The sequence below is a fragment of the Pseudodonghicola sp. genome (genome assembly GCF_048268305.1).
Lineage (GTDB): Bacteria > Pseudomonadota > Alphaproteobacteria > Rhodobacterales > Rhodobacteraceae > Pseudodonghicola.
Map to the genome: position 1 here is coordinate 474588 of NZ_JBLWVT010000002.1, position 20259 is coordinate 494846.

Sequence of the window (20259 nt, forward strand, 5' to 3'; positions counted from 1 at the left end):
AATGACGAAGACCGTGAAGACTATCCTGATCGCCAACCGGGGCGAGATCGCGTTGCGGATCGCCGATGCGGTGGCCGGGCTGGGGATGGAGCCGGTGGCGCTCTATTCCGAGGATGACGCCGAGGCGCTGCATGTGCTGCGCGCGCCGCGCGCCATCGCGCTGCCGGGCAAGGGGGCGAGGGCCTATCTCGATATCGAGGCGGTGATCGCCGCCGCCCGCGCCGCGGGCGCCGAGGCGGTGCACCCGGGCTATGGCTTTCTGAGCGAAAGCGCCGAGTTCGCCCGCGCGGTGGCGGCGGCCGGGATGGTCTTCATCGGTCCGTCGCCCGAGGCGCTGGAGGAGCTGGGTGACAAGACCAGCGCCCGGCGTCTGGCGCAAAAGGTCGGCGCGCCGGTGAACCCGGGGCTCGACCGGGCCGCCGGTCCGGCGGAGCTGCTCGCCTTCATGGAAGGTTTGGGTGGCGCGCCCATCGTGCTGAAGGCGGTCGCCGGCGGCGGTGGGCGGGGCATGCGGATCGTTCGCGATCCGGCCCAACTGGTCGCCGCCTATGAGGAGGCCAGCACCGAGGCAGAGGCCGCCTTCGGCAATGCCGACATCTATGCCGAACGTTTCCTTGAAAACGCCCGCCACATCGAGGTTCAGGTGCTGGGGGACGGCAGCGACGCGGTGCACCTCTGGGAACGCGACTGCACGCTCCAGCGGCGTTATCAGAAGCTGGTCGAGATCGCGCCGGCGCCGGCGCTCGACCCCGATCTGCGGCAGCGGCTGTTGGACAGTGCCGTGCAGATGGCCCGGGCGGTGGGCTATCGCGGTCTTGGCACCTTCGAATATCTGGTGGGCGAGGGGGGCGCACTGGCCTTCATCGAAGCCAATCCCCGGCTGCAGGTGGAACATACCATTACCGAGGAGATCACCGGCGTCGATCTGGTGCAGGCGCAGATCCGTGTCGTGCTGGGGGCGAGCCTGTTCGAACTTGGCTTGACCCAGGATCAGGTGCCGCAGCCGCGCGGCCATGCGGTGCAGCTGCGCGTCAATATGGAGACGATGACGGCCGAGGGCGGCGCGCTGCCCGCCGGTGGCAGGCTCGCCGTCTATGAGGCGCCGGGCGGCCCGGGGGTGCGGGTCGACGGGGCGGGCTATGCCGGCTGGCGACCGTCGCCGGCCTTCGACAGCCTGCTGGCCAAGCTGATCGTGCACGGCCCCGGGCGGCTGACCGATGTGCTGGCGCGTGCCCGCCGGGCGCTGGCCGCCTTCCGGATCGAGGGGGTGGAGACCAATATCCCCTATCTGATGGCGCTGCTGGACCTGCCGGAACTGGCCGAGGGGCAGAGCCATACGCGGATGGTCGAAGACCGCGCAGCCGATCTGTTCGCCGCCGCCAGCCGGATCGCGGCGGAGCGCGCCGCCACCGCCCTCGCCGCGCCGGAGCTGGCCGCCGGGGACGCGCCGAAAGCGCTGGCCGAAGGGGTGACCGGTGCACCGATGCAGGGCACCATCCTGGCGGTCAAGGCCGGCCCCGGCGATGTGGTGCCTGCTGGCGGCGCCGTGCTGGTGATGGAGGCGATGAAGATGCAGCACACCATCCTGGCCGAGATGTCGGGACGGCTGCGCGATATCTTCGTGGCACCCGGCGATACCGTATTTCTGGGCGATCCGCTCTTCGCGCTCGACCCCGACGAGAGCCTCGCCTTCGAGGCCGAGGAGGAGGTGGTACGCGACCCCGACCACATCCGCCCCGATCTGGCCGAGCTGCTGGAACGCCGCCGCTTCACGCAAGACGAGGCGCGCCCCGAGGCGATCGCCAAGCGCCATGCGCAGGGCAAACGCTCTGCCAGGGAGAATATCGCGCAGCTCTGCGATCCGGAGAGCTTCATCGAATACGGTGATTTCGCGGTCGCCGCGCAGCGCAGCCGCCGCAGCCTGGACGATCTGATCCGCAACACCCCCGCCGATGGGCTGATCACCGGCTTCGGTCAGGTCAACGGCGATCTCTTCGGCGAGGAGGGCACCCGCACCGCGGTGCTGCATTACGACTATACGGTGCTGGCCGGCACCCAGGGTTTCATGAACCACGACAAGACCGACCGCATGCTGCATGTGATCGAGAAGAGCCGCACGCCGATGATCTTCTTCTGCGAAGGCGGTGGCGGACGGCCGGGGGATGTCGACGTCAACGTGATCGCCGGGCTGCATGTGATGACCTTCGCGCTGCATGGGCGGCTGTCAGGACTGGTGCCGATGGTGGGCATCGGCTCGGGCCGGGTGTTCGCCGGCAATGCGGCGCTCCTGGGCTGTTGCGACGTGGTGATCGCCACCAAGGATTCGACCATCGGCATGGGCGGTCCCGCGATGATCGAGGGCGGCGGCCTTGGCGTCTATCGGCCCGAGGAGGTCGGCCCCAGCGCGGTCCAGGCCGCCAACGGGGTGATCGACATCCTGGTCGAGGATGAGGTCGAGGCGGTCGAGGTCGCCAAGAAATACCTCTCCTACTTCCAGGGGCGGCTGACCGACTGGCAGGCCCCCGATCCGCGCGCCCTGCGTCATGTGGTGCCGGAAAGCCGGATGGAGGCCTATGACGTCCATGCGGCGATCGAGGGGATCGCCGATCTCGGCTCGGTGCTGGAACTGCGCGCGGGCTTTGCGCCCGGCATGGTCACCGCGTTGATCCGGGTCGCCGGGCGCCCGATGGGGGTGGTCGCCAACAACCCGCGCCATATGGCCGGCGCCATCGAGACACCGGGCGCCGACAAGGCGGCGCGCTTCCTGCAGCTCTGCGACGCGCATGATCTGCCGGTGATGTTCCTCTGCGACACGCCCGGCATGATGGTGGGCCCAGAGATCGAGAAGACCGCGCTGGTGCGCCATTGTTCGCGGCTGTTCGTGATCGGCTCGAACCTCGAGGTGCCGACCTTCACCTTCGTGCTGCGCAAGGCCTATGGGTTGGGCGCCCAGGCGATGGCGGGGGGATCGTTCCGCGCGCCGCATTTCGTCGCCGCCTGGCCGACGGGGGAGTTCGGCGGCATGGGGCTGGAAGGCGCGGTGAGGCTCGGGTTCCGCAAGGAGCTGGAGGCGGTCGAGGACATGGCCGAGCGTCAGGCGCTCTTCGACAAGATGGTCGCCAAGATGTATGAACGCGGCAAGGCGATCAATACCGCCAGCATGCTCGAGATCGACGCGGTGATCGACCCGGCCGAGACGCGGGACTGGATCCTCTCCACCCTGCAGGCGGCGCCTGCGCCGCAGCCGAGGGTTGGCAAGAAACGCCCCTGGATCGATCCCTGGTAACGGGCGAACGCGATCCGGCGCATCGGGCAGGGGGCGGAGCACGCCCCCTGTCGCCTGTTTGCGCGGTCTTCATACTTTTGCCGCAAGCTCCGGGACAGGATGGTCCCGTCAGGTTGACAGCCCGGCGCCCCTGTCGGGAGATGGGGCCGTTCGCTGATGCTCAGCCGTCGAAGCCCCGGAGCCTGCCCATGTTCGCCCTTGCCCGTATCGCCAGCCTCATCTGCCTTGTGGGCGCCATCGGGCTGTCGGGGTGCAGTCGTCCGGCCGAATTGATCGGGGTCGACAATGCGCGCGCACCGGCGCTGAGCTTTGCCGACACCACACCTCACAAGATTTTCATCACCACCAGCCGGGCGCGGTCCGACAAGGCCGGGCAATTCTATTCCGGCGCGCGGTCGAGCCATCTTGGCCTGGCCTCGGTCCTGCTGACCGTGCCGCCAGATCACGTTTCCGGTGCGGTGGAGAGGCCGCGCGTGCTGCCGCCGGATCCGCGCACCCAATTCGCCGTGGTGGAGCCCGAGGTCTATGAGACCGATACCGCCTTCATCCGGGCCATCAACGCCGAGCTGGCCAAGCGCCCGGCCAAGGACAGGAGCATCCTGTTCTTCGTGCATGGCTATAACATGACGATGAGCGATGCGGTGCTGCGCGTCGGGCAGTTCGTGCAGGACTCGGGCTTTACCGGCGTGCCGGTGGTGTTCTCCTGGGCCTCGGCGGGCAGGGAATCGCACTATGTCTACGACATCAACAGCACGCTCTCTGCGCGGCACATGCTTGATCAGGCCTCGGAACTCCTGACCCGGACCAATGCCTCCGGCTTCGATGTCTTCGCCCATTCGATGGGCGGCTTCCTCACCATGGAGGTGATGGTGCAATCCGGCCTGTCGGGCACGCTGGATTCCAGCGGCAAGCTGAACAACATCATGCTGGCGGCGCCGGATATCGACATTGATGTGTTCCGCAGCCAGCTTGCCCAGATTCACCACAAGGTGGGCAATATCTATGTCCTGGTGTCACAGGACGATTTTGCCCTGCGCTTGTCGCGCCAGGTGTCGGGTGGGGTGGTCCGGGTGGGCGCGGCCGATGCGGCGGAACTGGCCAAGCTCGGGGTGACCGTCATTGATCTGAGCCGGGTCCGCGATTCCGGGTCCGGCACCCACAGCAAATTCGCTGGCTCGCCCGAAGTGGTACAGATGATCGGCCAATCGCTGCAAAGCCACAATTACGACCAGCCGCCGCGCGACCCGAGCGTCCTTGAGGTGCTGGAGGGTGTGCCGGTGCTGCGTGATTTCATTCCTGGATGAGGGGGAAAGGCGAGGGTAGAGAGTGCTCTCTCTTAGTTGACAAAAAAAGTCGGTATAAATAGGGTCGCGCGCAGTCGCATGCAGCAAGCCCCTTCCTGCCAGTCAGCATGTCTCGTCTCCAAGCTCTGACTGACAGGATACATCATGGTTCAGACCCTCACCATCGACGCCTCGGCGCTGACGACCCGCTTCAACTCGAACACCTACATCAGCGATTATTTCGCCGCGCTGGGCAGTTCCACCGCGAAGAGCTTCTATGGCGGCGAGCCGGATTCGGCTTTCGGCGGCACCTATTACATGAACGGCACGCAGGTGGTGTTCAGCTATGCCGACGCCGAAGAGACCTCGCTGGCCTCGACCATCATCATGGAAGGCGATGATCTCGCCTATGACTTCATCCACAACGGGTCGGAATACGGCCATGGCATCACCGGCGAAGTCGACACGCTGATCTTCGGCAATTGGGTCGATGGGGAAACCTCGGGCACCCAGGGGATCGGGGAAGCGGGCGCGGTGACCGGCCTCGACACCGGGCTGGTGATCGAAGGCCTGGGGCTCGACGTGGCGCCGGGCGGCGGCAATGATGTGGCGACCAACCCGGTCTATGCGGTCTATACCGCGCTGGGCACGCTCGACGCCGATCTGCTGGACAGCGTGCTCGACGGCTATGCGGTCGAGATGTACGGCACCGGCAAGAACGATCGGCTGTTCGGCAGCGTCTATGACGACACCCTGGTCGGCGGCGCCGGCAACGACGTGCTGCGAGGCCAGGCCGGCGGCGATTTGCTGCTCGGCGGTCGTGGCGATGACAAGCTGTTCGGCGGCAAGGGCCAGGACACGCTGCTGGGGGGCGCCGGCGACGACATCCTCAAGGGGGGGACCGGCAACGACAGGCTGACCGGTGGCGCTGGTGAGGATACCTTTGTCATCATCTCGGGCGGCGCCCGCAACGTCGACACCATCACCGATTTCACCATCGGCGAGGATGTGATCGACGTCACCGCGCTGGATCTGACCTCGGCCAGCGATTTCTCGGTTTCGGAAACCGACGGCGCGCTGGTGCTGAGCGCCGATGGCGCGACCATCGTGTTGGAGAACCTGACGGCCGCCGATCTGTCGGACGAGCTGTTCCTGTTCTGATCAGGCCCGAGGGCGGCGGCCATCGGCCGTCGCCTGACCTTTTCCCCTACTGCTTTTCCCGCCCGAGGCATCCCCATGTCCTATCCCTTGCGTGCCGCACTGGCCGTGACCGGCCTTGTCATCTCTCCCCTCTGCGCCCAGGCGCAGGAGGTGATCGCGCTGGACGAGATCACCGTCGAGACCGGGGCAGAGGCCTCGGCGCAGCAGTCGCAGACCACGGTGGGGGCGGAACAGCTTGAAACCGAATACCAGGGGGCGAGCCTCGGCACGATCCTGCGTGACATTCCCGGCGTCACCACCCAGGGCGGGGGCGGCGAGGGGGCGGAAATGGCGGTCAATATCCGCGGCATGCAGGACCAAGGCCGGGTCGCGGTGACGGTCGACGGGATGCGCCAGAACTTCGCCCGCTCGGGCCATGGCGCCAACGGCACCTTCACCGTGGACGAGGAAATGCTGCGCGAGGTCACCGTGACGCGGGGTGCCGGCGCCAAGGCCGGTGCCATCGGTGGCGCGGTGGAGCTGCGCCGGGTCACCGCCGAGGATATCCTGCGCGATGGGGCGATGAGGGGTGGCACGCTGCGGCTGCGCTATGGCTCGCTCTCCAAGACGCCGACGGTGCACGGCGAACTGGCCGCGCGGCTGAGCGATGCGGTCGACATCCTGGTCGCGGGCACCCATTCGGAACCGGACGATTACACCGCGCCTGACGGCACCCGGGTCTATGCCGGCCAGACCAGTCGCAGCGGGCTGGCGACGATCGGTTTCAATACCGACAACGGCCAGCGCTTCACCCTCAGCTATGACCGGATGAAGAAAACCTATGACACCGGGATTTCCTCGGGGAGCCCGCGCGCCAACGACATGCGCACCGAAAGCCTGCGGCTGGGCTGGCAGGCCGAGGACCTGGCCGGCTGGAGGGTCGAGGGCACGCTTTACGACACCGACACCAAGCTGGATCAGCAATCGCTGGACGCCGCGCTGGTGCCGACCGGGATCTGGCGCAGCTATGACACCCGGACCACCGGGCTTTTGCTGACCGCGCAGCGCTATCTCACCATCGGCGGGCGCGACCACGATCTGACGCTGACGCTGGAGGGGTTCCGCGACAGAGCGGATGTGAACGATCCCTCGGGCAGCCTGACCCCCTCGGGCGATCGCGACATCTGGTCCCTGGGGCTGGAGGATCGCTTCGATCTGGGACTGGCGCGGGTCACCTTCGGGCTGTCGGCCGATAGCTATAGCCTGGACAGCGACGATGGGTCCGCCTCGGGGCAGGCGGTGTCGCCCCGGCTGGCCATCGAGGTGCCGCTAGGCAATTGGTTCACCCTGCACGCGGCGGCCTCGATGGGCTATCGGCCGCCCTCGCTGAACGAGACGCTGGTTGCCGGCATGCATCCCGAGCCCGCGGATTTCGAGATCAAGCCGAACCCGAACCTGAAGCCCGAGAAATCGCAATCCTTCGAGATCGGCCTCGGCTACGCCTATGAGGGGATGCTGGTGCCGGGCGATGCGCTCGATCTCAGGGCGACGGTGTTCCAGAACACGGTGCGCGACTATATCGGGCTGGAGCGGGTGGGCTCGCTGTTCGACAGCTATTACCAGTACAACAACATCGACAAGGTGCGCATCCGCGGGCTCGAGCTTGAGGCGCGCTATGAGGCGGGGCAGGTCTTTGCCAGCCTGGCCGGGCAAATTCTCGACGGCACCGATCAGACCACCGGCGAGGATCTGGACAGCACGCCCCCCGATCGTCTGGTGATGACCGCCGGCCTGCGCAGCGCTGATCTGCGGCGCGAGATCGGCACGCGGTTCACCGTCACCGAGTCCAAGCACGGCAGTACGCTCAGCTATGATGCCTGGCGCACCGTCGACATCTTCTATCGTCAGGAGATCAGCGAAAACGTCGAATTCGGTCTGACGCTGAACAATATCTTCGACGCGAATTACACCCCCCATCTCGATACCCAGCCGCAGCCAGGGTTCAACGCGCAGGCTTCGCTGACGCTCAGGTTCTGACCTGAGGCGGCGGGCGGAAAGGATACCCCCATGACCATCACCATCGAACTGAACGGCAATGGCGTCGATTTCAACGCCGAGCTGGAGGCCCTCTTCGACGGCTTCACCCCTTACGGCATGCCGCTGTTCTTGCCCGAGACGGGCACGAGGGAACAGATCGTGCACCTTGACACCCCCGCGGCTGGGGAGGAGGCCGACACCCGCGCCGTGGTGCTGGAGGGCGATGATTTCCTCTATACCTTCTCGAACCATTCGGTCAGCGGCACCATCGACACCGTCTATCTCGGTACGCTGGGCAGCGCCTATGACAGCGACAGCGGCGATCTGGTGGTGAATGACGACGGGCTGGTCGAGATCGACGCGGCGATCACCCTCTCGGGGCTGAGCATCACCAACGAGGCCGGTCTGAAGGGCGAGGTGCACGAGATCGTCGCCGGTTTGATGGGCGGCGGCCCCGATGGCACCTCGGTTTATGCCGACCCGCTGCTGGACGTGATCTGGGGGCAGGGGCACGACGTCACTGGCACCGCCGGCGGCGACAGCTACAAGGGCACCCAATACGACGACACCGTGCGCGGGCTGGGCGGCAAGGATGTGCTCTATGGCATGGCCGGGAACGACACGCTGCTGGGCGGTGGCGGTGCCGACAAGCTCTTTGGCGGCGCCGGCAAGGACGTGCTGAAGGGCGGGGCCGGCAATGACAAGCTGTTCGGCAACGGCGGTGCCGACAGGCTTTATGGCGATGCCGGGAACGACAGGCTGACCGGTGGCGGCGGCAATGACAAGCTGTTCGGTGGCGCTGGCAAGGACGTGCTGATCGGGGGGGCGGGCAACGACCGGCTCGACGGCGGTGCCGGGGCCGACACGCTGACCGGTGGCAAGGGGGCCGATACCTTCGTCTTCGCCTCCGCGAAGGAGGCCAAGGGCGACAGCATCACCGATTTCAGCTCGAAACAGGGGGATATCATCGACCTCTCCGGCATCGACGCCGACACCTCGGTGGCTGGCGATCAGGCCTTTACGCTGATCGACGATACCGCATTTTCCGGGGCCGCCGGCGAACTGCGGGTCTGGCAGGCGGGCGGCAACACGCTGGTGGCCGGCGATGTCGACGGTGACGGCAGCGCCGATTTCAGGATCACGCTGGAGGGGCTGCACGACCTCGGCGCCTCGGACTTCCTGTTCTGATCCCACCGCATTGTCGCTATGCGTTTGGCGCCGTGTCCCTTCCGGGGCGCGGCGTTTTGTCGTGGTGGCAGCGGGCGGATTTGGGCCGAATGCCCCAGGTTTTGCTGGGCGTTCCGTCGATGTCTTGCTGAGGGGGAAGGGGCGGGTCGGCGGGTGAGTCGGGCTGGCGATTTCGCTGCGCGGGCGAGCAAGGGGTGGAACTCACACATAAAAGTGACGCAGTGTAAGGTTGAATACTTCGTGAGCCGGGCTAGAACCTGAACGCTTACGATATCTTGCGTCTAGAAGCTAAGGGATTGATGCCAAATGCTTAAATCCGCAGCCGGAACCCTTGTCGGTCTTGTTGCCCTGGCGGTGGCCGGATTCGGGGTCTATGCCTATCACTCACCCTTGCCAAGAATGAGCGCGGCCGAGAGGCCGGCGTTCCCGCCCGAACAGATCGAAAGGGGCCGTGTTCTCGCTGCTGCTGGCTATTGCGCAGAATGTCACACCCCCGCCGGGGGCGCGGCTTTCTCGGGCAATTACCCGATCGAGACCGATTATGGGGTGATCTACGGATCGAACATCACCCCCGACCCCGAGACCGGGATCGGCGCCTGGTCGCCCGAGGCCTTCCGCCGCGCCATGTGGCAGGGTGTCGATCGGCAGGGGCGGCATCTGTTCCCGGCGCTGCCCTATGATCATTTCACCAAGATGACCGCCGAGGACGTGGACGCGATCTATGCCTATCTGATGACCGAGGTGAAGCCGGTTCACTCCGTCACCAAGGAGCCCGGCATCGACTTCCCGCTGAACCAGCGCATCCTGCAGGCGGGCTGGAAGATGCTGTTCTTCAGCGAGGGGCGGTATCAGGACGACCCGTCGAAATCGGCCGAGTGGAACCGCGGCGCCTATCTGGTCGAGGGCGTGACCCACTGCGGCGCCTGCCATACCCCGCGCAACACGCTCGGCGCCGAGGAGAAGAACCAGACCTTTGCCGGCGCCCATATCGACAAATGGATCGCCCCGGCGCTGACCGCCGCCAACCCCTCGGCGGTGCCCTGGACCGCGTCGGAATTCACCCGTTATCTCTCGACCGGTGCGGGCGTCTATCACGGCGTCGCCGCCGGCCCGATGGGGCCGGTGGTTCATGCCGGGCTGCGCGAGCTGCCGGAAAGCGATCTGCAGGCGATCGGCACCTATCTGGGCGATATCGTCGGCGCACCCGACAGCGATCCGGCGCAATCGGCGGTGGTTCAGGCCAGCCTTGCGGCGGGCAAGCCCGATCCGGCCTATCGTCGCGACCTGGGTGAACGGCTCTATGCCACCGCCTGCGCCGCCTGCCATTACAATGCCGAGCAGGTCCAGGCCGGCCGGCCCGATCTGGGCATCAACTCGGCCACCCGGCTCGACGATCCGACCAACCTGATCCACGTCATGCTTGACGGGGTCAGCGCCGATGAAGGCACCAAGGGGCTGGTGATGCCCGGCTTCCGCCACGCGCTGAGCGATCAGGAAATCGCCGCCATCGCCGCCTATCTGCGCGACGATCGCAGCAAGCTGGCGCCCTGGCCCGACCTTGACGCCAAGGTCGCCGCCATCCGTGCCGAAGCCACCCAGTGACGAGGGAAGCAAGATGATTGAATTCACGTTGAACGGACGCCCTGTCAGTCTGGACGTCGAGCCCGACACCCCGCTCTTGTGGGTGATCCGGGACGAGCTGGGGTATACCGGCACCAAATTCGGCTGCGGCATCGGCATGTGTGGCGCCTGTACCGTACATGTTGGCGGCCAGGCGACGCGCTCCTGCATCACCGAGGTCGGCGATGTCGCCGGCGCCGAGGTGACCACCATCGAGGGGCTCGACCCGCAGGGCAACCACCCGGTGCAACAGGCCTGGCGCGATCTGAAGGTGCCGCAATGCGGCTATTGCCAGTCGGGCCAGATCATGCAGGCCGCCGCCTTTCTCAAGGATATCCCCAATCCGACGGACGAGGATATCGACGCGGTGATGACCGGCAACCTTTGCCGCTGCATGACCTACACCCGGATCCGCGCCGCCGTGCGCGAGGCCGCCGCGATGATGAGGGGGGAACGCTCCAATGGCTAACGATATCTTCCGCCGCCGTCTGGGGGGCACTGCCGATACCGGGCTGACGCTGAACCGCCGCGGCTTTCTGATCTCGGCCTTCGCCAGCGGCGTGGCCTTCGGCTTCCCGGCCGCGTCAAAGGCCGCGATGGACCCGGCCGCCGCCGATGGTCTGCCGGTCGCCGCCGATGGCAGCCCCTTCGCGCCGACGATCTGGTACTGGATCGACGACAAGGGCAAGGTCAACGTCCATATCATCCGGGCCGAGATGGGCCAGCACGTCGGCACCGCCATCGCCCGTATCCTGGCCGATGAACTCGGCGCCAATTGGGACGACGTGTCGATCGAACATGTCGACACCGATCCCAAATGGGGGCTGATGGTGACGGGCGGCAGTTGGTCGGTCTGGCAAAGCTGGCCGGTCTATCGCCAGGCCGGCGCCGCCGGCCGGGTGGCGCTGGCCGAAAAGGCCGCAGCACTCTGGGGCCTCGATGTGGCCGAGGTGACGGTTGCCAATGGTCAGGTGACCGCCCCGGGCCACACCGCCGGATTTGGTGAGCTGGTGGCCGGGGGCATCGACCGCAGCTTTACGGCGGAGGAGCTGAAGGCGCTGCCGCTGAAACCGGTGTCGGAGCTGACGCTGGTGGGCAAGGATGTCACCGCGCTCGACATCCCGAACAAGACCACCGGCCAGACCATCTTCGGCATCGATGCCAAGATCGACGGCATGGTCTATGCCGCGCCGATCCTGCCGCCGACCCGGTATGGCAGCGAGATCACCGCGATCGACGACAGCTCGGCCAAGGCCATCAAGGGCTATCGGCAGACGCTGAAGATCGACGATCCCTCGGGCACGGCGCCGGGTTGGGCCATGGTGATCGCAGACAGCCAATGGGCCGCCTGGAAGGCCGCCGACAAGGTCAAGGTGAGCTGGACCGCCGGCGCCGCCGCGACCCTGGGTGAGGCGGATTTCCAGGCCAAAAGCCGCGAGCTGATCGCGGATGAGAGCGTGGGGGCGCTGCTCGAAACCGGGAATTCCGATGTCGATCCGGTGTTCTCCGCCGCCGCCGATACCTTCGAGGCGGAATATACCACCGCCACCGTGCTGCACTTCCAGCTTGAACCGCTGAACGCCACCGTCTTCCGCAATGCCGAGGGCATCTGGGAAATCCACACCGGCAACCAGTGGCAATCGCTTTGCCTGCCCTGGATCCAGCAGGCGCTGGGGGTGGGCGATGGCGAGGTCATCATGCGCACCTATATGCTGGGCGGCGGCTTTGGTCGGCGGCTGAACGGCGATTATGCGATCCCGGTCGCGCTGGCGTCGAAGGCGCTCGGTGGCAAGCCGGTGAAGATGGTGATGAAACGCGAGGATGACGCGCGGTTCGACAGCCCGCGCTCGCCCTCGGTGTCGAAGATGCGGATGGCGTTTGACGCCGACAAGAAGGTCATCGCCATGGACAGCGCCGTGGCCTCCGGCTGGCCGACCAAGGTGATGATCCCGGGCTTCATGCCCAAGGGCACCAATGGAGAGCCCTATGATCCCTTCGCCTCCGATGGGGTGGATCACTGGTACGAGGTCGGCGCGCAACGGGCGCGGGCGATCTCGAACGAGCTGGCGGAAAGTGCCTTCCGGCCGGGCTGGTTGCGCTCGGTCTCGCCGGGCTGGATCAACTTCGCGGTGGAAAGCTTCATGGACGAGGCGGCGCGCCATATCGGCGCCGACCCGCTGCAGTTCCGGCTGGATCACTTCACCGCCGAAGGCCACAACGCCGGCAGCGCGCCGGATTCCGTCGGCGGCGCCAAGCGTCAGGCCGCCGCCCTGCGCCGGGTGGCCGAGATGTCGGGCTATGGCCGCAGCGATCTGCCCGCCGATACCGCCATCGGCATCGCCACCACCTATGGCCAGTCGCGCGGAATGCCCACCTGGGTCGGCGGCGCGGCGCAGGTGCATGTCGATCGCAAGACCGGTCGGGTCGCGGTGCAAAAGCTCTGGCTCGCGGTCGATTGCGGCATCGCGGTCGATCCCGACGGGGCACGGGCGCAGATCGAGGGGGGAGCTCTTTGGGGGCTGTCGATGGCGCTTTACGAGGGGACCGAGTTCGAGGCCGGCCAGGTCCGCGACCGCAACCTCAACAGCTATACCCCGCTCCGGATGATCGACACACCGCAGATCGAGGTCGAGGTGATCGAAAGCACCGAGGTGCCGGTGGGTCTCGGTGAACCCGGCACCACCGTGGTGGCCCCGGCCATCGCCAACGCGATCTTCGCGGCGACCGGCGCGCGGCTGCGCAGCCTGCCGATCACCCCGGACAAGGTTCTGGCCGCGCTTCAGAGCTGAGGCGCCAACTCTCTCGGGCCAGTGCGGCCGGTCCCCCGGGGCCGGCCGTTTTCGTTGGCGCCCCCGTTGTGGACCGGGCCGATCAACCGTTTGCGGTTTCCCGTACCACCATGTCGCGTTCGGCGCGCCAGTTGCCGAAGACATAGAGCAGCGTCGCCATGATCAGGGTCGCCATCATCCCGGCCGGAAAGCTGAACCAGAGCGCATCCTCCCCGAGCCAGGGCTGAAACCCATAGGCAAAGCCCAGCCGGACCGGGAACATCGAGATGAAGAGGATGATCAGCGGCCAGAGCACCTGGCCGTTGGCGCGGATGGTGGCGAAAAGCACCATGGTGATGCCGAAGGGGATGAACCCCCAGGTGGCGAGCTTGGCGATATGGCGGCCGATCGTGACGGCGGTTTGCTCGTCTCCCAGAAACAGCCGCATCGCCGATCCGTCGGCCCAGAGCAGCAGCGCCACCAACCCGCCGGTCAGCATCAGGTTGAACAGGATGCCCGATCCGGTGATCCGCGCCACCCGGTCCCAGCGGCCGGCACCGATGTTCTGCGCCGTCATCGCGCTGACCGCGGCGCCAAGCGCCATCGCCGGCATTTGCACATAGGTCCAGAGCTGTTGTGTGGCGCCGAAGGCGGCGGTGGTGTCGACCCCCTGGCGGTTGACCAGGTTCATCATCGCCAGCATCGAGCTTGAGACGACGATCATCTGCATCCCCATCGGCAACCCCTTGATCAGCATCAGCTTCAGGATCGCCGGATCGGGCCGCAGGTATTTCAGCTCGGGGCCCCGCAGCCGCAGTGGCAGATCGCGGGCATAGACATAGGTGACCATGGCGGCGAGGGCCACGTAATTCGCCACCGCCGTCGCCAGCGCCGAGCCACCGATGCCGAGGGCCGGGAAGGGGCCGAGGCCGAGGATCAGCAGCGGGTTCAGCCCGATGTCCATCAGCACCGCCAGCGCCATGAAGATCAGCGGCGTGATGGCATCGCCGCTGCCGCGCAGCGTCATCATCAGCAGGGTCATCGTCAGGATGGCGGGGAAGGCCAGGAAGGTGACCTGCAGATAGGCCCGGGCCAGCGGCACGATCTCGGCTTCGGTATCGAGCAGGTCGAGCACATGGGGCGCGACGAACCAGCCGCCGATGGCCAGCAGGATCGCCAGCGGCACGAAGGCACCGATGGCGGTGCCGGCGACCCGGCGGGCGGCGGCGATATCACCGCGCCCGACCGACTGGCCGACCAGGATGGTCGCGGCCATGCCGAAGCCGAAGACGAAGGCGGTCAGCAGGAACATCACCAGATTGCCGTTGGTGGTGGCGGCCACCGCGTTGCTGCCCAGTAGCCGGCCGACCCAGACGGTGTCGATCGAGCCATTGGCCGATTGCAGGATCGAGGAGACCAGCGTCGGCACCGCAAAGGCCAAGAGCGTCGGCCCGATCGGTGCGGTGATCAGATTGTTCCGGGTCTTCAAGGCGCGGCCTCCGGCGGAATGCTTTCGTCGGAAGGGGTAACAGCCGCATGGGCAAAGGTAAATCAGTGCAGCTGCCGCCGCGCCCTTCGCTGCCGGGGCGAGGGGAGCGGAATTTGCCGCAGGCTCCAGCCTCCTCCCGGTTGGCGTAGGCAGGTGATCTGCCGCGATGGCCGATTGCGCCGCCCGCCGGGGCTCAGGCAACTAACCTGTGGTATCGTCGGCGGCAGGCTGTGGCGCAGCCAGTGCAGCGCCGCGGCCCCGCTGCCCTGACCATAGGGGGCCAGCAGGTCGATCACCCAGAAGCTGTCGCCTGACCGCCAGTCGCGCGGCCGCAGCGGTTGCCCGCGCAAGAGCTGGTCTTCTGCAGCTTCGCCCAGCCAGGCCCAAGTCAGCGCCGCGCGTGGCACGCCGCCGCTGTCGCGAAAGATGTGATAGAGACCCCAGTCGAGCGGCGGCTGCAGCCTAATCCGCAGCGCCTCGACCGTCATCTGCCGGTGGGTGGCGGACCTCAGTGCCAGAAAGGCGAGGGCGCCATAGGCCTTGATGGTGCTGTCGTCCGGAGTTTCGGGAGAGGGCATCCGGTCGCCGATGCCCGCATAGTCAACCTGCATGGATGTCTTTTGCATTCAAGATCGTGAGGGAGAGCGCCCGGCCCGTCCTGGGGCGTGGAGGCGTGGATTGCCCGAAGACGAGCGGCGGTGTGGGGGCCGTCCGATGCCGTCCTGCCAGATGCGGTTCTGCCGTTCGGATATCCTGAAGACGCGGCCACGCGCCGCCGTTTTCCCGAAACCGGGCATGGGGGAACGGCCTGGAAAGAGACGGGGGCATGACAGGGAAATCACGCCGACAGGATCAGATGGGGGGAACCGGAAGACAGAACACATATCGCAAACACCTCATAAATCCGCTTTCTGACAGGGGCCAGAAAATCAAACCTATGACCTCGGTGTCCGGACTCGACATGCGGGGGCGCATCTAAGCATTTCAGCGGCTCGGGTCGGAAACCGCTCGTCTTCGAACGGGCTCAGTTAGGGAAACAGGGCAGGGGCTGTCAACCCGGGTTCTCAAGGCTTGGGGGAATTTTCCGGCCCGGCGCCTACGGGCTGGTCCGGTCGCTGGCGGTCACGCTGCGGGCAGGCGGCGCGCGATTGGGCGGCGCAGGGGGCGGGACGCTCGCGGTTGCCTCAAGAGGATGTCAAATTCATGTGATTTCATTCAGTAAACCGGGGGTCGCGACAGTTCGCCGCAGTGCAGAAGGATGCAATCAACCTTAGGCGCGGGGTCGTACCAAAAGTTCCGGTTTGCCGGCCCTCTCTCGCACCCTTGCCGGCGGTTCGGACAAGAACAAGAGGCTCGCCTTGCAACTCAAGAAACTCCTGCTGGCAGGGGCTGGCGCTATTGCGCTTTCCGGATGCCAGTACCATGTCCTGTCGCCGCAGGGATGGGTCGGAGACCAGGAGCGCAATCTCCTGATCATCTCGACCCTTCTCATGCTGATCGTGATCATTCCCGTCCTGGTGATGGCGGTCTATTTCCCGCTGAAATACCGCGCGGATCGGGCCGATACCTCGGACTACGATCCCAAGTTCGAACATTCCACCAAGCTCGAGGTGGTGATCTGGGGTGTTCCGATCCTGATCATCATCGCGCTGGGGTGGTTCACCTATGTCTATACCCATAGGCTCGACCCCTATCGTCCGCTCGATCACCTCGAGGCCGGCAAGCCGGTCGAGGTTCAGGCGGTGTCGCTCGATTGGAAATGGCTGTTCATCTATCCCGAATTCGGCGTTGCCTCGGTCAATGAGCTGGCGATCCCCGCGGGCCGTCCGGTGAACTTCAGCCTGACCTCCTCGACGGTGATGAACACCCTGTCCATCCCGGCCCTTGGCGGCATGGTCTATTCGATGGCGGGCATGGAGACGAAGCTGCACCTGATCGCGGACAGCACCGGCACCTTTGCCGGCCGCTCGGCGCATTATTCGGGTCCGGGCTTCGCGCAGATGACCTTTGACACCCTGTCGCTGAGCGACGCGGACTTCAACGCCTGGATCGAAAAGGTCCGCAGCGAAGGCACGCCGCTGACCCGCGACACCTATCTGAAGCTTGAGAAACCCAGCATCGCCACGCCGGTCCGGTACTATGGCACGGTCGACAAGGATCTGTTCCAGCGGGTCGTCGAACTCTGCGTCGAAGAGGGCAAGGTCTGCATGGGCGAGATGATGATGCAGGACGAGATGGGCGGCGGCGGCATCGCCGGCATCCCGAATGCGGCGGCCTATAATTACGACCGCCCGCGCGCCATCGACGGTTTCGGCAATCCGATCGATCTGCCGTCCAACCTGCCGGCACTCGATACCGAGGCTTTCCTGATCTCGCCCGACCAGATTTGCAGCGTCGCCGCACCCAAGGAGACGACCACCAATGTCAACTGATATGACGCAAGCCAGCGAGACGCTGTCGCCGATCTTCGGCCGCCTCAGCCTCGACTGGATTCCCTACCACGAACCGATCCTGATCGGCACCTTCGCGGGCGTCGCGCTCGGCGGGCTGCTGGTGCTGGGTCTGATGACCTATTTCCGCCTCTGGGTGCCGCTGTGGAAGAACTGGATCACCAGCGTCGACCACAAGAAGATCGGCATCATGTACATGGTGCTGGGCTTCATCATGATGGTGCGCGGCTTTGCCGACGCGCTGATGATGCGGGCGCAACAGGCGATCGCCGCCGGCGGTGCCGAAGGCTATCTGCCGCCGCACCACTTCGACCAGGTGTTCACCGCCCACGGCGTGATCATGATCTTCTTCGTGGCGATGGCCTTCGTCACCGGCATCATGAACTATGTCATGCCGCTGCAGATCGGCGCGCGTGACGTGGCCTTCCCCTTCCTGAACAACTTCTCGTTCTGGATGACGGTCGCCGGGGCGCTGCTGGTCAACATCTCGCTCTTCATCGGGGAGTTCGCACGTGTCGGCTGGCTGGCCTTCCCGCCCTTGTCGGGCGCGGCCTTCAGTACCGGACCTGGGGTGGATTATTACCTCTGGGCGCTGCAGATCGCCGGTGTCGGCACGACCCTGTCGGGCATCAACCTGATCGCGACCATCCTGAAGATGCGCGCGCCGGGCATGAAGATGATGGACATGCCGATCTTCGCCTGGACCTCGCTGATCACCAACGTTCTGATCGTCATCTCCTTCCCGGTGTTGACGGCGACGCTGGCGCTGCTGACGCTCGACCGCTATCTGGGCATGCATTTCTTCACCAACGACTTCGGTGGGAATGCGATGATGTACATCAACCTGATCTGGATCTGGGGTCACCCGGAAGTCTATATCCTGATCATCCCCTGCTTCGGCGTCTTCTCGGAAATCGTGTCGACCTTCTCGGGCAAGCCGATCTTCGGGTACAAGACCATGGTCTGGGCCACCGCCTGCATCATGGTGCTGAGCTTCGTCGTCTGGCTGCACCACTTCTTCACCATGGGGTCGGGGGCGAACGTCAACACCTTCTTCGGCATCACCACGATGATCATCGCGGTGCCGACGGGCGTGAAGATCTTCAACTGGCTGTTCACCATGTACAAGGGCCGCGTGCGGCTTGAAGTTCCCATGCTCTGGACCATCGGCTTCCTGATCACCTTCACCATCGGTGGGATGACCGGGGTTCTGCTGGCGGTTCCGCCGGTCGACTTCCAACTGCACAACACGCTGTTCCTGATCGCCCACTTCCATAACGTCATCATCGGCGGCGTGGTCTTCGCGGTCTATGCGGCGGTGACCTACTGGTGGCCCAAGGCCTTCGGCTTCAAGCTGAGCGATAAATGGGGCAAGCTGTCGTTCTGGTTCTGGTTCGTCGGCTTCTACTTCGCCTTCATGCCGCTTTACGCGCTGGGGCTGATGGGGGCGACGCGCCGGGTCAACATGTACCCCGACGCGGGCTGGCAGCCTTACTTCATCGTGGCGGCCTTCGGCGCCTTGCTGATCCTGCTGGGCATCGCCTGTACCTTCATCAACTTCTACGTTTCGATCATGAACCGCAAGGCGCTGGCCTGTGGCAACGACCCCTGGGATGGTCGGACGCTGGAATGGGCGACCCAATCGCCGCCGGCACCGTACAACTTCCCGCAGGACATCGTGGTCCATGGCCGGGAAGAATTCTGGCGGATGAAGAAAGAGGGCTTCACCTGGTCCAAGGACTATGCCCCGATCCACATGCCCAAGAGCACCGCGACCGGCGTGCTTCTGGCCGGTGGGGCGCTGGTCTTCGGCTTCGCCATGATCTGGTACATCTGGTGGCTCGCCATCGTCAGCTTCCTGGGGATGCTGGTGATCGGCATCGGCCATACCTTCAACTACAACCGCGACTATTACATCCCCGCGGATGAGGTCGCCGAGACCGAGGCGAAAGGAGCCGTGGCATGAGCTCGCTTCACGCGAACACCGGTGCCGTGACCGATCACGACCACGGTCACCATTCCAGTCCGACCCCGATCGGGTTCTGGATCTACCTGATGAGCGACTGCATCATCTTCGGTGCGCTCTTTGCGACCTATGCGGTGCTGGGCTACGGCTATGCCGGCGGCCCGGGACCCAAGGATCTGTTCGAGCCTGGCTTCGTCGCGGTGGAAACCGCGCTGCTGCTGATCTCGTCGATCACCTTCGGTCTTGCCATGCTGCAGGCCGACAAGGGCAAGCAGGGCGGCACGCTAATGTGGCTGGCCGTCACCGGGATCTTCGGCCTGGGCTTCATCGGTATGGAAGTCTACGAGTTCCGTCACCTGATCCACATCGGGGCCGGCCCTGACCGCTCGGCCTTCCTGTCGGCCTTCTTCGCGCTGGTCGGCACCCACGGTCTGCACGTGACCGCCGGCACCATCTGGCTGGTGACGCTGATGGTGCAGATCGGCATGCACGGTCTGATCGGCGCCAACATGCGGCGTCTGGGCACGCTCAGCATGTTCTGGCACTTCCTCGACCTGATCTGGATCGGGGTCTTCTCCTTCGTCTATCTGGTGAGGCTGGTCTGATGAGCGAACATTCCCAACACGGCAGCCATGGCACCATGGGCCGGCTGATGATCGGCTTTGCCCTGGCGGCGATCCTGACCATCATCCCCTTCGCCCTGGTGATGGGCGAGGTCGAGATGGAGCGGACCACGCTGATCGGCATCATCATGGGGCTGGGCGCGGTGCAGATCATCGTGCACCTGGTCTACTTCCTGCACGTCAGCGGCGACTCGGAGGAGGGCTGGACGCTCGGTTCGACCCTGCTGGCGCTGATCATCCTGTTCATCGTTCTGGCCGGCTCGCTCTGGGTCATGCACAATATGAACGAGAACATGATGCCCAAGCATGACATGGAAAAGATGCTGAACCTTCAGTCCCAACAGGGCTGATCCGTTCTGATCCGATCCCAGCCGGGGCCGTTCGTTCGGCCCCGGCTTTTTTGTGGAGA

14 protein-coding genes are annotated in these 20259 nt (G+C 65.5%); 12 read left to right on the forward strand and 2 right to left on the reverse strand.

Going from position 1 to position 20259, the window contains the following annotated elements; genetic code table 11:
- Nucleotide 1: 1 nt before the first annotated feature.
- The 8 genes from ACN0V4_RS05365 to ACN0V4_RS05400 all read left to right on the forward strand — a co-directional run bounded on the left by ACN0V4_RS05365 (nucleotide 2) and on the right by ACN0V4_RS05400 (nucleotide 13343).
- On the forward strand, nucleotides 2-3286 hold the full coding sequence (locus tag ACN0V4_RS05365; RefSeq protein ID WP_417673757.1) for a carboxyl transferase domain-containing protein: 3285 nt from the start codon (nucleotides 2-4) through the stop codon (nucleotides 3284-3286).
- A 188-nt stretch (nucleotides 3287-3474) separates the two neighbouring features.
- Nucleotides 3475-4590, forward strand: coding sequence for an alpha/beta hydrolase (locus ACN0V4_RS05370; protein ID WP_417673759.1), 1116 nt, complete (start codon nucleotides 3475-3477; stop codon nucleotides 4588-4590).
- A 144-nt stretch (nucleotides 4591-4734) separates the two neighbouring features.
- The gene (locus ACN0V4_RS05375; protein ID WP_417673761.1) at nucleotides 4735-5730 is read left to right on the forward strand and encodes a calcium-binding protein; all 996 of its coding nucleotides are present in this window, start codon (nucleotides 4735-4737) and stop codon (nucleotides 5728-5730) included.
- 75 nt (nucleotides 5731-5805) lie between these two features.
- Nucleotides 5806-7746, forward strand: coding sequence for a TonB-dependent receptor domain-containing protein (locus ACN0V4_RS05380; RefSeq protein ID WP_417673763.1), 1941 nt, complete (start codon nucleotides 5806-5808; stop codon nucleotides 7744-7746).
- Between the two features lie 30 nt (nucleotides 7747-7776).
- Nucleotides 7777-8934: a calcium-binding protein gene (locus ACN0V4_RS05385; RefSeq protein WP_417673765.1), complete on the forward strand. Its 1158-nt coding sequence runs from the start codon at nucleotides 7777-7779 to the stop codon at nucleotides 8932-8934.
- A gap of 306 nt (nucleotides 8935-9240) precedes the next feature.
- Complete coding sequence (locus ACN0V4_RS05390; protein ID WP_417673767.1) at nucleotides 9241-10536, forward strand: c-type cytochrome; 1296 nt, start codon at nucleotides 9241-9243, stop codon at nucleotides 10534-10536.
- A gap of 13 nt (nucleotides 10537-10549) precedes the next feature.
- A complete protein-coding gene (locus ACN0V4_RS05395; protein ID WP_417673769.1) occupies nucleotides 10550-11023 on the forward strand; it encodes a (2Fe-2S)-binding protein in 474 nt (157 codons plus the stop codon).
- Nucleotides 11016-13343: a molybdopterin cofactor-binding domain-containing protein gene (locus ACN0V4_RS05400; protein WP_417673771.1), complete on the forward strand. Its 2328-nt coding sequence runs from the start codon at nucleotides 11016-11018 to the stop codon at nucleotides 13341-13343. Before ACN0V4_RS05395 ends, ACN0V4_RS05400 begins: the two co-directional genes overlap by 8 nt.
- A gap of 82 nt (nucleotides 13344-13425) precedes the next feature.
- Here the strand turns inward: ACN0V4_RS05400 and ACN0V4_RS05405 are convergent, their stop codons facing one another.
- A complete protein-coding gene (locus tag ACN0V4_RS05405; RefSeq protein ID WP_417673773.1) occupies nucleotides 13426-14811 on the reverse strand; it encodes an MATE family efflux transporter in 1386 nt (461 codons plus the stop codon).
- 62 nt (nucleotides 14812-14873) lie between these two features.
- The gene (locus tag ACN0V4_RS05410; RefSeq protein WP_417673775.1) at nucleotides 14874-15422 is read right to left on the reverse strand and encodes a toxin-activating lysine-acyltransferase; all 549 of its coding nucleotides are present in this window, start codon (nucleotides 15420-15422) and stop codon (nucleotides 14874-14876) included.
- A gap of 747 nt (nucleotides 15423-16169) precedes the next feature.
- Between ACN0V4_RS05410 and cyoA the strand changes: the two genes are divergently transcribed.
- From cyoA to cyoD, 4 genes are read left to right on the forward strand one after another with little or no spacing between them, the layout of a single operon-like run.
- Nucleotides 16170-17243 (forward strand): ubiquinol oxidase subunit II, encoded by a 1074-nt coding sequence (gene cyoA / locus ACN0V4_RS05415; RefSeq protein WP_417673777.1) that lies wholly within the window; start codon nucleotides 16170-16172, stop codon nucleotides 17241-17243.
- Nucleotides 17233-19227 (forward strand): cytochrome o ubiquinol oxidase subunit I, encoded by a 1995-nt coding sequence (gene cyoB / locus ACN0V4_RS05420; RefSeq protein ID WP_417673779.1) that lies wholly within the window; start codon nucleotides 17233-17235, stop codon nucleotides 19225-19227. Before cyoA ends, cyoB begins: the two co-directional genes overlap by 11 nt.
- Nucleotides 19224-19832, forward strand: a complete 609-nt coding sequence (gene cyoC / locus ACN0V4_RS05425; protein WP_417673781.1) for a cytochrome o ubiquinol oxidase subunit III — start codon at nucleotides 19224-19226, stop codon at nucleotides 19830-19832. The genes cyoB and cyoC overlap by 4 nt, the downstream gene beginning before the upstream one ends.
- Complete coding sequence (cyoD, locus tag ACN0V4_RS05430; protein ID WP_417673783.1) at nucleotides 19832-20200, forward strand: cytochrome o ubiquinol oxidase subunit IV; 369 nt, start codon at nucleotides 19832-19834, stop codon at nucleotides 20198-20200. The genes cyoC and cyoD overlap by 1 nt, the downstream gene beginning before the upstream one ends.
- The last annotated feature ends 59 nt before the right edge of the window (nucleotides 20201-20259 follow it).

Bases quoted from the DNA above. Each gene is read 5' to 3' on its own strand.
- ACN0V4_RS05370 (WP_417673759.1), top strand. From the start codon at position 3,475: ATGTTCGCCCTTGCCCGTATCGCCAGCCTCATCTGCCTTGTGGGCGCC.
- ACN0V4_RS05410 (WP_417673775.1), bottom strand. From the start codon at position 15,422: ATGCAGGTTGACTATGCGGGCATCGGCGACCGGATGCCCTCTCCCGAA.
- ACN0V4_RS05395 (WP_417673769.1), top strand. From the start codon at position 10,550: ATGATTGAATTCACGTTGAACGGACGCCCTGTCAGTCTGGACGTCGAG.
- ACN0V4_RS05380 (WP_417673763.1), top strand. From the start codon at position 5,806: ATGTCCTATCCCTTGCGTGCCGCACTGGCCGTGACCGGCCTTGTCATC.
- cyoC (WP_417673781.1), top strand. From the start codon at position 19,224: ATGAGCTCGCTTCACGCGAACACCGGTGCCGTGACCGATCACGACCAC.
- cyoD (WP_417673783.1), top strand. From the start codon at position 19,832: ATGAGCGAACATTCCCAACACGGCAGCCATGGCACCATGGGCCGGCTG.
- cyoB (WP_417673779.1), top strand. From the start codon at position 17,233: ATGTCAACTGATATGACGCAAGCCAGCGAGACGCTGTCGCCGATCTTC.
- ACN0V4_RS05390 (WP_417673767.1), top strand. From the start codon at position 9,241: ATGCTTAAATCCGCAGCCGGAACCCTTGTCGGTCTTGTTGCCCTGGCG.
- ACN0V4_RS05365 (WP_417673757.1), top strand. From the start codon at position 2: ATGACGAAGACCGTGAAGACTATCCTGATCGCCAACCGGGGCGAGATC.
- ACN0V4_RS05400 (WP_417673771.1), top strand. From the start codon at position 11,016: ATGGCTAACGATATCTTCCGCCGCCGTCTGGGGGGCACTGCCGATACC.
- ACN0V4_RS05385 (WP_417673765.1), top strand. From the start codon at position 7,777: ATGACCATCACCATCGAACTGAACGGCAATGGCGTCGATTTCAACGCC.
- ACN0V4_RS05375 (WP_417673761.1), top strand. From the start codon at position 4,735: ATGGTTCAGACCCTCACCATCGACGCCTCGGCGCTGACGACCCGCTTC.